Origin of the sequence: Enterobacter cloacae complex sp. ECL411 (assembly GCF_021869665.1) — a bacterium.
GTDB lineage: Bacteria > Pseudomonadota > Gammaproteobacteria > Enterobacterales > Enterobacteriaceae > Enterobacter > Enterobacter intestinihominis.
Genome location: NZ_CP091486.1, coordinates 722,935 through 734,949, shown reverse-complemented (window position 1 = coordinate 734,949; position 12,015 = coordinate 722,935). Strand labels below are relative to the sequence as shown.

The window sequence follows — 12,015 nt, the reverse complement described above, 5'->3', positions numbered from 1 at the left end:
ACCAAATCATTACAATAGCGCCGTTCTCAACGGGGTGCTGCATCACTGATGTGCGCTGAGATAATACCCGTCGAACCTGATCCGGATAACGCCGGCGAAGGGATTTGAGGCTGTCTCTCAAAATCCTTTGCCACTCAACCCTGAGGTGCAAAGTGTTAAAAAACGTTCTTCCTCTGCTGGCGCTGTTTGCGCTGCCTGTTTTTGCTAAGCCTGTCCTGACGGTCTACACCTACGACTCCTTCTCCGCCGACTGGGGCCCCGGCCCGGCGGTGAAAAAAGCCTTTGAAGCCGACTGCAACTGCGAGCTGAAATTCGTGGCACTGGAAGATGGTGTCTCTCTGCTTAACCGGCTGCGTATGGAAGGCAAAAACAGCAAAGCCGACGTGGTGCTCGGGCTGGATAACAACCTGCTGCAAGCCGCCACTCAAACCAGACTGTTCGCCAAAAGCGGCGTGGCGGCAGATGCCGTCAACGTGCCGGGCGGCTGGAAAAACGACACCTTCGTTCCCTTTGATTACGGTTACTTTGCGTTTGTCTACGATAAAAACAAGCTGAAGAATCCGCCCAAAAGCCTGAAAGAGCTGGTCGAAAGCGATCAGAAGTGGCGCGTGATTTATGAAGATCCGCGCACCAGCACGCCGGGTCTGGGGCTGCTGTTGTGGATGCAGAAAGTCTATGGCGACAAAACGCCTGAGGCGTGGCAGAAACTGGCTGCGAAAACCGTTACCGTCACCAAAGGCTGGAGCGAAGCCTACGGCCTGTTCCTGAAAGGCGAAAGCGACCTTGTGCTGAGCTACACGACTTCTCCGGCCTACCACATTATCGCCGAGAAGAAAGACAACTACGCTGCCGCGAACTTTGCTGAAGGGCATTATTTGCAGGTGGAAGTGGCCGCCCGCACCGCCGCGAGCAAACAGCCGGAGCTCGCCGAGAAATTCCTGAAGTTTATGGTTTCACCGGCATTCCAGAATGCTATTCCGACAGGAAACTGGATGTACCCGGTCACTGATGTTGCGCTGCCGGCAGGTTTTGAGCAGCTGAACAAACCGCAAACCTCCCTGGAATTTACGCCGCAGCAGGTTGCCACCCAGCGCGCCGCATGGATAAGTGAATGGCAACGCGCCGTCAGCCGCTGATCCCCGGCTGGTTAGTTCCCGGGCTGCTCGCCGCTATACTGATGGTGGTCGTCAGCCTGGGTGCATTCCTTGCGCTGTGGTTTAACGCGCCAGAGAGCGATCTGCTTGCCCTCTGGCACGACAGCTATCTCTGGCACGTCATCCGTTTCTCCTTCTGGCAGGCGTTTCTTTCCGCGCTGCTGTCGACGCTCCCGGCCATTTTCCTCGCGCGCGCCCTCTATCGCAGACGTTTCCCCGGCAGGCTTGCCCTGCTGCGGCTGTGCGCGATGACGCTGATCCTGCCCGTGCTGGTGGCGGTGTTCGGCATTCTGAGCGTCTATGGTCGGCAGGGATGGCTGGCATTCCTTTTCAACCTGCTTGGTCTGGAATGGACCTTCTCGCCATACGGCCTGAAAGGCATTCTGCTGGCGCATATTTTTTTCAATATGCCGATGGCCACGCGCCTCTTTTTACAGGCGCTGGAAAACATTCCCGGTGAGCAGCGTCAGATTGCCGCCCAGCTTGGCATGCGCGGCTGGTCGTTCTTCCGCTTTGTCGAATGGCCGTGGCTGCGACGCCAGATTGCCCCGGTTGCCGCGCTAATCTTTATGCTCTGCTTCGCCAGCTTCGCGACCGTACTTTCTCTCGGCGGCGGGCCGCAGGCCACCACCATTGAGCTGGCGATCTATCAGGCTTTAAGTTACGACTACGATCCGGGCCGCGCCGCGCTGCTGGCGATCGTGCAGATGGTATGCTGTCTGGCACTGGTGTTACTCAGCCAGAGGCTAAGCAAAACGATCCCCGCAGGAAGCAATAACATGACAGGCTGGCGCGATCCGCAGGACAGCCTGTATAGCCGCGTCGCGGATTTTATGCTGATCGCACTGGCACTCCTGCTTTTGCTGCCCCCGCTGCTGGCCGTTATCGTTGATGGACTGAATCGCAATGTGTTGTCGGTACTGCAACAACCTGTCCTGTGGCAAGCGACGTGGACCTCCTTGCGCATTGCGCTGGCAGCCGGGCTACTGTGCGTGATTCTGACCATGATGCTGCTCTGGAGCAGCCGCGAGCTGTACGCGCGTCATGCCCGTAAAGCCGGACACGCGCTGGAACTGACGGGTATGCTGATCCTGGCGATGCCGGGCATTGTGCTGGCGACCGGATTCTTTTTACTGTTCAACAGCACCATCGGCCTGCCGGAAAGCGCCGACGGCATCGTCATTTTTACCAACGCACTGATGGCCATCCCTTACGCGCTCAAGGTACTGGAAAACCCGATGCGCGACGTCAACAGCCGCTACAGCTTGCTGTGTCAGTCGCTGGGCATGCAGGGCTGGCAGCGCCTGAAGGTGGTAGAATTGCGCGCACTGAAACGTCCGCTCGCCCAGGCGCTGGCGTTTGCCTGCGTGCTGTCGATTGGCGATTTTGGCGTAGTGGCGCTCTTCGGCAACGAGGATTTCCGCACGCTGCCGTTCTGGCTTTATCAGCAAATTGGCTCTTACCGTAGCCAGGACGGCGCCGTCACGGCGCTGCTCCTGTTGCTGCTGTGCTTTGCGTTATTTACCGTTATCGAAAAACTTCCGGGGCGTGATGTTAAAACTGACTGATGTAACCTGGCTTTATGAGCACCTGCCAATGCGTTTTACCCTCTCCGTTCGTCAGGGAGAGCGAATCGCAGTGCTTGGCCCCAGCGGGGCCGGAAAAAGTACCCTGCTCAATCTGATCGCCGGTTTTCTGCAACCTGCCAGCGGGTCGATCGTCATTGATAACGGCGAGTTTACCTACGCTCCGCCGGCTAAGCGCCCGGTGTCGATGCTGTTTCAGGAAAACAATCTGTTCAATCATCTTACGGTCTGGCAGAACATCGCGCTGGGTATGGATCCGGGGTTAAAGCTCAGTGCTGCGCAGCGTCAGACGCTGGAGGCGATCGCCGAACAAATGGGCCTGTCTGCGTTTATCAACAGACTACCGGGGGAGCTTTCCGGCGGCCAGCGCCAGCGCGTGGCGCTGGCACGCTGTCTGGTGCGCGAGCAGCCGCTGCTGCTGCTCGACGAACCCTTTTCGGCGCTCGACCCGGCTCTGCGTCAGGAAATGCTCTCGCTGGTTGAGGAGGTGTGCGAGCGCGAACAACTGACGATGCTGATGGTTTCGCACAGCATTGAAGATGCCGCACGCATCGCGCCGCGATCGGTGGTGATCGCGGAGGGCCGTATTTTGTGGGATGGAGAAACAGAAGAACTTCTGAGTGGTAACGCAGGGGCATCTTCATTGTTGGGTATTCGTGCGGTCTGATGCCCTCACCCTAACCCTCTCCCACGGGGAGAGGGAAAACACCTTAACGGCTCACCACCTTCAACAGGATCTCGCCGTACACCGGCATCAGCGGGTGGCGGATCAGCGCCACCAGCGCTACCACCGCCACGCCGAGCGTAAGTGGGGCCAGCCAGAGCAGGCGCGTGCGCGGGAGATAGCGGGTCAGGCGATCGACGCTCGCTTTCGCGCTGCGCCACAGGCGCCAGCAGAGCCAAACCGCCAGCCACAGCAGCACCGCCGTACCCAGCAGCAGCCATTTAAACTCACCGCTTTGCATACCGTCAGGAATATCAATCGCCGCGCCCGCCAGGATACCCGGCAGGAAGTAGAACGGCGGCCAGAAGACGCAGCCGATGATATTCGGCACCACAAACTTCGCGACGGGCAGATCCAGCATCCCGGCCACCATCGGCACCAGTGGACGCGTTGGCCCAACGAAGCGCCCCACGAGGATGGTGAACATGCTGTGCTGGTGCAGCGCGTGCTCGGTTTTATCCAGCAGCGCTTTGTTTTTTTTCATGAACGACCAGCGGTGTAGCGGCTTCTTAAAGCGCCAGCCCAGCCAGAAGGAGATCCAGTCCCCCAGCAAACAGCCGATAATACCGGCCATCCACGCCTGCCAGAAATTGACCTCGCCGCTGCCGATAAGCGCCCCAAGCCCCGCCATCATCACGGTGCCGGGCAGGATCAGCCCGACCAGCGCCAGCGACTCCAGAAACGCCACCAGCGCCACGGCGATGAGCGAATACATAACGGACTGGGTAATAAAATGTTCCAGCAATGCCTGCATAACTATTCCGGTCAGAAAACGAATCAGCGATTCTGCTTAGCGCCCTGCACCGCGTCAAGGCATCAATTGTCTGAATAGTTTACAAGATGCGCCTGAAGTTCACCTGAATGTTTACCGATTATTCACATCCCGCACGGAATTCGCTCGGGCTGGCACCGGTGCACTTCTTAAACACGCGAGAGAAATAGAGCTGATCTTCAAAGCCAACGTTACGCCCGACGGTGGCGATAGGCATTCGGGTGGTGCTGAGCAGCAGTTTCGCCTGGCTGATGCGCTGATCCTCGCGCCAGCTGAGTACGCTCACGCCAAGCTGCTGGCGGAACAGATGCGACAGCCGTGACGGCGACAGGCACACATGCTGGGCGACGCTGGCAATATCAAACTGGCTGTCGGCAAGGTGGTCGCTGATGTACTGGCAGGCGTCGCGGACGCGGTTGTCCAGCGGCGGATTAAGCGACTCGTTGATGGCCTCCATGCGGCGCAGCAGCACCTGTTCAAGCAGGTTGATGGCCAGCAGTTCGGCGTAGCGCCCTCCCGCCTGCCCTGCCTCAATAATCTGTGCAAACAGCTCACGGAACTGCGCCAGATGCGCCTCATCCGGGCGATAAAAACCGGTTTGCGCGAAAATGGCCGGCCACGAGAGCCACTCCTGCCAGTAGGCGCGCGGACGGAAATAGACCCACTGGTGATACCACTCTTTGGCATCCGGGTGGCGCCCGTAGTGGTGGATCTCCCCCGGCGGGAACAGCAGCATATCACCAGGGCGGCAGATAAACTGCCGATCGCCGTTTTTAATCACCCCTTCCCCGCGAACGGTCAGGTTCAGAATATACCCTTTCATTCCGAGCGGTCGATCGACGTAGAAATCGAGATACCCCTCGGCCTCAATGGGCGTCAGCCCCGCCACCAGATGGGCGTTAAATGAGTATCCCGGCAGCAGGGGATCGTTTTGCGGTTCGGCCATAGATTCAGTTCTCCCAAGGGTCCTGAAGGAAACCAATTGTCCATATCGATAAAAGCAGTATAAAAATGGCCCGCGAAAAGATCCAAAAAGCATCACGCCTCTTTTACGTCCGCCATGTTTCAGCCTTTTCCCCTGATTTCTCCGCCAGCACGGGCGGATAAGCAGTAACAAAAGTGTCTATAAGTACGGCAGAAATGTCCACATTGAATATTTGCACGGCGTCACACTTTCAATCGTAACAGCAATTTAATCCATAAGATTAGCGGATCCTGCCTGACGATTTTTGTCCCCAGTCTCTAATGTTCTTCCATACCTGTTTTGGATGGAGCAACACCATGGCAATTGCAATTGGCCTCGATTTTGGCAGCGACTCAGTTCGCGCGCTGGCAGTGGACTGTACGACTGGCCAGGAAATAGCAACCAGCGTTGAGTGGTATCCGCGCTGGCAAGAGGGGCGCTACTGCGATGCGCCGAACAACCAGTTCCGTCACCACCCGCGCGATTACATTGAATCAATGGAAGCGGCGATCAAAACCGTGCTGGCGGAGCTGACGGATGCCCAGCGGGCCGACGTCGTGGGGATTGGCGTCGACAGTACCGGTTCAACGCCGGCCCCGGTTGATGCAGAAGGCCGCGTACTGGCGCTTCGCCCGGAGTTTGCCGATAACCCGAACGCCATGTTTGTGCTGTGGAAAGACCATACCGCCGTGGAAGAGGCGGAAGCCATCACCCGCTTATGCCACCAGCCGGGCAAAACCGACTACTCGCGCTACATCGGCGGGATCTACTCCAGCGAATGGTTCTGGGCAAAAATCCTGCACGTTACCCGCGCGGATGGGTCGGTCGCACAGGCAGCGGCGTCATGGATTGAGCTGTGCGACTGGGTTCCCGCCCTGCTCTCCGGCACCACTCGTCCGCAGGCTATTCGCCGTGGCCGTTGCAGCGCCGGGCATAAATCGCTGTGGCATGAAAGCTGGGGTGGTCTGCCTCCGGCAGCGTTCTTCGATGAACTCGACCCGATCATCAACAAAAACCTGACATACCCGCTGTTTACCGACACCTTCACCGCCGATATTCCTGTCGGCACGCTCTGCGAAGAGTGGGCGAAACGCCTCGGTCTGCCGCAAAACGTGACCATTTCCGGCGGCGCGTTCGACTGCCATATGGGGGCCGTGGGCGCGGGTGCGCAGCCCAACACGCTGGTAAAAGTTATCGGCACCTCCACCTGTGACATTCTGACGGCAGATAAAGCCAGCGTCGGTGACCGCGCAGTGAAAGGCATCTGCGGTCAGGTTGACGGCAGCGTGGTGCCCGATTTTATCGGCCTCGAAGCGGGTCAATCCGCGTTTGGCGATATCTACGCCTGGTTTGGCCGGGTGCTCGGCTGGCCGCTGGATCAGCTGGCGGCCGCGCATCCTGAACTGAAAAACCAGATTACCACGAGCAAAAAACAGCTCCTGCCGCAGCTCACCGAAGCCTGGGCAAAAAATCCGTCTCTCGATCACCTGCCGGTGGTGCTGGACTGGTTCAACGGCCGTCGTACGCCGTTTGCCAACCAGCGTCTGAAAGGGGTGATTACCGATCTCAACCTGGCGACCGACGCGCCCGCGCTGTTTGGCGGCCTGATCGCCGCCACCGCGTTCGGCGCGCGCGCCATTATGGAGTGCTTCACCGGGCAGGGCATTGACGTGAACAACGTGATGGCTTTGGGCGGTATCGCCCGTAAAAACCCGGTGATCATGCAGGCCTGCTGCGATGTGCTCAACCGTCCGCTGCAAATTGTGGCTTCCGATCAGTGCTGTGCGCTGGGCGCAGCGATTTTCGCGGCCGTGGCCGCAGGCGTCCATGCGGATATCCCGATCGCGCAACAGCATATGGCGAGCGCCGTCGAAAGTACGCTCCAGCCGCAGGCACAGCAGGCACAACGCTTTGAACAGCTTTATCAGCGCTACCAGCAATGGGCAAAAAGCGCCGAACTTCACTATCTCCCTGTCGCCGCCCCGGCCAAAAGCACCGCGGACACTACGGCAACCCTGACACTTTAAGGACACGATAATGACCATTTTTAATAATTATGAAGTGTGGTTTGTGATTGGCAGCCAGCATTTATACGGACCGGAAGCGTTGCAGCAGGTGACGAAACACGCGGAGCACGTTGTGAATGCGCTGAACGCGGAAGCCAAACTGCCGTGCAAACTGGTGCTGAAGCCGCTGGGTACTACGCCGGACGAAATCACTAACATCTGCCGCGATGCCAATTACGATGACAAATGCGCTGGCCTGGTGGTGTGGCTGCACACCTTCTCGCCAGCCAAAATGTGGATCAACGGCCTGGCTATCCTCAACAAACCGCTGCTGCAATTCCACACTCAGTTCAACGCCTCCCTGCCGTGGGACAGCATCGACATGGACTTCATGAACCTGAACCAGACCGCGCACGGCGGCCGCGAGTTCGGCTTCATCGGCGCGCGCATGCGTCAACAGCATGCCGTAGTGACCGGGCACTGGCAGGACGGTCAGGCACAAAAACGCATTGGCTCCTGGATGCGTCAGGCGGTCTCTAAGCAGGATACCCGTCACCTTAAAGTGGTGCGTTTCGGCGACAACATGCGTGAAGTTGCCGTAACCGACGGCGACAAAGTGGCCGCGCAGATCAAGTTCGGCTTCTCCGTGAATACCTGGGCAGTGGGCGACCTGGTGCAGGTGGTGAATGACATCAGCGATGGCGACGTTAACGCGCTGGTGGACGAGTACGAAAGCAGCTACCGCCTGACGCCTGCGGCACAGGTCAACGGCGACAAGCGCCAGAACGTGCTGGATGCCGCACGCATTGAACTGGGCATGAAGCGCTTCCTGGAACAGGGCGGCTTCCATGCCTTCACCACCACCTTTGAAGATCTCCACGGCCTGAAACAGCTCCCGGGTCTGGCGGTACAACGTCTGATGCAGCAGGGCTACGGTTTTGCGGGCGAAGGCGACTGGAAAACTGCCGCTCTGCTTCGCATCATGAAGGTGATGTCAACCGGTCTGCAGGGCGGCACCTCTTTTATGGAGGACTACACCTACCACTTCGAGAACGGCAACGATCTGGTGCTCGGCTCGCACATGCTGGAAGTGTGTCCCTCTATCGCCGTCGAAGAGAAACCGATCCTCGATGTGCAGTACCTCGGCATTGGCGGCAAAGCGGATCCGGCCCGTCTGATCTTCAACACCCGTACCGGCCCGGCCATTAACGCCAGCCTGATCGACCTCGGCGACCGTTTCCGCCTGCTGGTGAACTGCGTCGATGCTGTGGAAACTCCGCATTCTCTGCCGAAACTACCGGTCGCGAACGCCCTGTGGAAAGCGCAACCTGACCTGCCAACCGCGTCGGAAGCCTGGATCCTGGCCGGCGGCGCGCACCACACCGTCTTCAGCCACGCGCTTGACCTGAACGATATGCGTCAGTTTGCCGAGCTGCACGACATCGAACTGACCGTGATTGATAACGACACCCGTCTGCCAGCCTTTAAAGACGCGCTGCGCTGGAACGAAGTCTATTACGGTTCAAAACGCTAAGCCCTGAATGCCCGGTGGCACTTCGTTTACCGGGCCTACGGTTCTGTAGGCCGGATAAGCGCAGCGCCATCCGGCAGGAGACGACAATGTTAGAAGATCTCAAACGTCAGGTACTCGAAGCCAACCTGGCGCTGCCAAAACATAACCTGGTGACCCTGACTTGGGGCAACGTCAGCGCCGTTGACCGGGAAAAAGGCGTGTTCGTGATCAAGCCTTCGGGCGTGGATTACACGGTGATGACCGCGGAAGATATGGTGGTGGTCAGCATCGAAACGGGTGAAGTGGTTGAAGGCGATAAAAAGCCCTCCTCCGATACGCCCACTCACCGCCTGCTGTATCAGGCCTTCCCGACCATCGGTGGGATTGTGCATACCCATTCGCGTCACGCGACCATCTGGGCGCAGGCGGGCCAGCCAATTCCGGCCACCGGCACCACCCACGCGGACTACTTTTACGGCACCATTCCCTGCACGCGTCTGATGACCGATGCGGAGATCGGCGGTGAGTACGAATGGGAAACCGGGAACGTGATCGTCGAAACCTTCGAAAAACAGGGTATCGACGCGGCGCAAATGCCCGGCGTGCTGGTGCACTCCCACGGTCCGTTTGCCTGGGGTAAAAACGCGGAGGACGCGGTGCACAACGCGATCGTGCTGGAGGAAGTCGCCTACATGGGGATCTTCTGCCGCCAGCTGGCACCGCAGTTGCCGGATATGCAGCAAACCCTGCTCGATAAGCATTATCTGCGTAAGCACGGCGCGAAAGCGTATTACGGGCAGTAGCTTGTTGGCCGGATAAGCGCAGCGCCATCCGACTGAACAGGCACTGTATAAAACCCCAGCAAACACCCCTCAACCAGGCTATAATCAGGCCTGGTTTTGTTTTATGGGATAACGCCGTGACGCAGGCGCAAGAAGGCTTTTTACTGACCAGACACTGGCGGGATACCCCTCAGGGTACTGAGGTTGAATTCTGGCTGGCAACGGACAACGGCCCGCTAAACGTTACGCTCCCGCCGCAGGAGTCCGTGGCCTTTATTCCTGAAGCTCACGTCGAGAAAGTGAAACAAATGCTGCGCGGCGAAAACGGCTGGCGCATAACCCCGCTTGAACTGAAAGATTTCCACCGCCAGCCGGTTTACGGCCTCTATTGCCGCGCCCATCGCCAGTTAATGCGCTATGAAAAACTGCTCCGTGAAGCGGGCGTGACGCTTTACGAGGCCGATATTCGCCCGCCTGAACGCTTTCTGATGGAGCGGTTTATCACCGCCCCCGTCTGGGTAGATGGCACCGCGCAAAATGGCAGGATCGTTAACGCGCGCCTCAAGCCTAGCCCGAATTATCGCCCCCCGCTCAAGTGGGTCTCGCTGGATATCGAAACCACCCGCCACGGCGAACTGTACTGCGTTGGTCTGGAAGGCTGTGGGCAGCGGGTTGTCTATATGCTCGGGCCGCCAAACGGCGATGCGTCCGCGCTGGATTTTAATCTGGAGTACGTCAACAGCCGCCCGCAACTGCTGGAGAAGCTCAACCAGTGGTTTGCCGAGCACGATCCGGATGTTCTGATCGGCTGGAACGTAGTGCAGTTTGACCTGCGCGTGCTGCAAAAACATGCCGAGCGTTACCGTATCCCGCTGATTCTGGGGCGCGGCAACAGCGAGCTGGAGTGGCGTGAGCATGGTTTTAAGAACGGTGTTTTCTTCGCGCAGGCTAACGGTCGCCTGATTATCGACGGCATCGAGGCGCTGAAATCCGCCTTCTGGAACTTCTCTTCCTTCTCGCTGGAAGCGGTCGCCCAGGAACTGCTCGGCGAAGGTAAATCCATCGACAATCCCTGGGACCGAATGGACGAGATCGACCGGCGCTTTAATGAAGACAAACCCGCGCTCGCCACCTATAACCTGAAAGATTGCGAGCTGGTGACGCAGATCTTCCACAAAACCGAGATCATGCCCTTCCTGCTGGAGCGGGCGACGGTGAACGGCCTTGCGGTCGACAGGCACGGCGGCTCGGTAGCGGCCTTCAGCCACCTCTATTTCCCGCGGATGCACCGGGCGGGCTATGTCGCCCCTAACCTCGGCGACGTGCCGCCGCAGGCCAGCCCCGGCGGTTACGTGATGGATTCACGGCCCGGGCTGTATGATTCGGTGCTGGTGCTGGATTATAAAAGTCTGTACCCGTCGATTATCCGCACATTTCTGATTGATCCGGTAGGGCTGGTCGAGGGGATGGCGCAGCCAGACGATGCGCACAGTACTGAAGGTTTTCTCGGGGCACGCTTCTCGCGCGAAAAACACTGCCTGCCTGAGATCGTGGGAAACATCTGGCACGGCCGCGACGAGGCAAAACGCCACGGCAACAAGCCGCTCTCACAGGCGCTGAAAATCATTATGAACGCCTTTTACGGGGTGCTGGGCACCAGCGCCTGCCGCTTCTTTGATCCGCGTCTGGCGTCGTCCATCACCATGCGCGGGCACGACATTATGCGCCAGACCAAAGCGTTGATTGAATCCCGGGGTTATGACGTTATTTATGGCGACACCGATTCCACCTTTGTCTGGCTGAAATCGGCCCATTCAGAAGACGACGCCGCGCAAATCGGCAAAGAACTGGTCGCCTTCGTGAACGCCTGGTGGCGCGAAAATTTGCAAAAAGAGCGGTTAACCAGCGCGTTAGAGCTGGAGTTTGAAACCCATTTTGCCCGCTTCTTAATGCCGACCATTCGCGGAACCGACCAGGGCAGCAAGAAGCGCTACGCCGGACTGATTCAGGAAGGCGACAAGCAGCGGATGGTGTTTAAAGGGCTGGAGACAGTGCGCACCGACTGGACGCCGCTGGCACAGCAGTTTCAGCAAACCCTTTATCTGCGGGTGTTCCGCAATGAGCCGTATCAGGACTACGTGCGCGAGACGATAGCCAGCCTGATGGCGGGCGAACTTGACGCGCAGCTGGTGTATCGCAAGCGCCTGCGCCGCCCGCTGGCGGAGTACCAGCGTAATGTTCCTCCGCACGTCCGCGCGGCGCGACTGGCGGATGAAGAGAACGTTCGACGGGGCCGCGCGCCGCAGTATCAGAACCGGGGAACGATCAAATACGTCTGGACAACGAACGGACCAGAACCCGTTGATTACCAGCAGTCTCCGCTCGATTACGATCACTACCTGACCCGCCAGCTTCAGCCTGTTGCGGAGGGAATTTTACCGTTCATCAACGACGACTTTGCTACACTAGTGACAGGACAACTTGGGCTATTTTGACGCGTGACGAAACCGTTGC

9 protein-coding genes and 1 riboswitch are annotated in these 12,015 nt (G+C 58.5%); of the genes, 7 read left to right on the top strand and 2 right to left on the bottom strand.

What is annotated here, in order from left to right:
* Positions 1–20: 20 nt before the first annotated feature.
* A riboswitch (TPP riboswitch) is annotated at positions 21–121 on the top strand.
* A 31-nt stretch (positions 122–152) separates the two neighbouring features.
* The 3 genes from thiB to thiQ are packed head-to-tail and all read left to right on the top strand — an operon-like array spanning position 153 to position 3,407.
* Positions 153–1,136: a thiamine ABC transporter substrate binding subunit gene (gene thiB / locus L3069_RS03520; protein WP_022647029.1), complete on the top strand. Its 984-nt coding sequence runs from the start codon at positions 153–155 to the stop codon at positions 1,134–1,136.
* The gene (thiP, locus tag L3069_RS03515) at positions 1,112–2,722 is read left to right on the top strand and encodes a thiamine/thiamine pyrophosphate ABC transporter permease ThiP (RefSeq protein WP_022647028.1); all 1,611 of its coding nucleotides are present in this window, start codon (positions 1,112–1,114) and stop codon (positions 2,720–2,722) included. Before thiB ends, thiP begins: the two co-directional genes overlap by 25 nt.
* Positions 2,706–3,407 (top strand): thiamine ABC transporter ATP-binding protein ThiQ, encoded by a 702-nt coding sequence (gene thiQ, locus L3069_RS03510; RefSeq protein ID WP_032621321.1) that lies wholly within the window; start codon positions 2,706–2,708, stop codon positions 3,405–3,407. Before thiP ends, thiQ begins: the two co-directional genes overlap by 17 nt.
* A 43-nt stretch (positions 3,408–3,450) precedes the next feature.
* On the opposite strand, the gene L3069_RS03505 is transcribed toward thiQ, so the two are convergent.
* Positions 3,451–4,218 carry a DedA family protein gene (locus tag L3069_RS03505; protein WP_017383796.1) on the bottom strand — a complete coding sequence of 256 codons (768 nt, stop codon included), beginning with the start codon at positions 4,216–4,218 and terminating at the stop codon, positions 3,451–3,453.
* A gap of 118 nt (positions 4,219–4,336) precedes the next feature.
* The gene (gene araC, locus L3069_RS03500) at positions 4,337–5,182 is read right to left on the bottom strand and encodes an arabinose operon transcriptional regulator AraC (protein ID WP_032625458.1); all 846 of its coding nucleotides are present in this window, start codon (positions 5,180–5,182) and stop codon (positions 4,337–4,339) included.
* A gap of 335 nt (positions 5,183–5,517) precedes the next feature.
* Here araC and araB point away from each other — a divergent pair, with 335 nt between their 5' ends.
* The 4 genes from araB to polB all read left to right on the top strand — a co-directional run bounded on the left by araB (position 5,518) and on the right by polB (position 11,996).
* Positions 5,518–7,227, top strand: coding sequence for a ribulokinase (gene araB, locus L3069_RS03495; protein WP_038415321.1), 1,710 nt, complete (start codon positions 5,518–5,520; stop codon positions 7,225–7,227).
* Positions 7,228–7,237: 10 nt separating this feature from the next.
* On the top strand, positions 7,238–8,740 hold the full coding sequence (araA, locus tag L3069_RS03490) for an L-arabinose isomerase (protein ID WP_015572656.1): 1,503 nt from the start codon (positions 7,238–7,240) through the stop codon (positions 8,738–8,740).
* Positions 8,741–8,826: 86 nt separating this feature from the next.
* Positions 8,827–9,522 carry an L-ribulose-5-phosphate 4-epimerase gene (gene araD, locus L3069_RS03485; RefSeq protein ID WP_022647024.1) on the top strand — a complete coding sequence of 232 codons (696 nt, stop codon included), beginning with the start codon at positions 8,827–8,829 and terminating at the stop codon, positions 9,520–9,522.
* 116 nt (positions 9,523–9,638) lie between these two features.
* Positions 9,639–11,996: a DNA polymerase II gene (gene polB, locus L3069_RS03480; RefSeq protein WP_038415320.1), complete on the top strand. Its 2,358-nt coding sequence runs from the start codon at positions 9,639–9,641 to the stop codon at positions 11,994–11,996.
* Positions 11,997–12,015 lie beyond the last annotated feature (19 nt).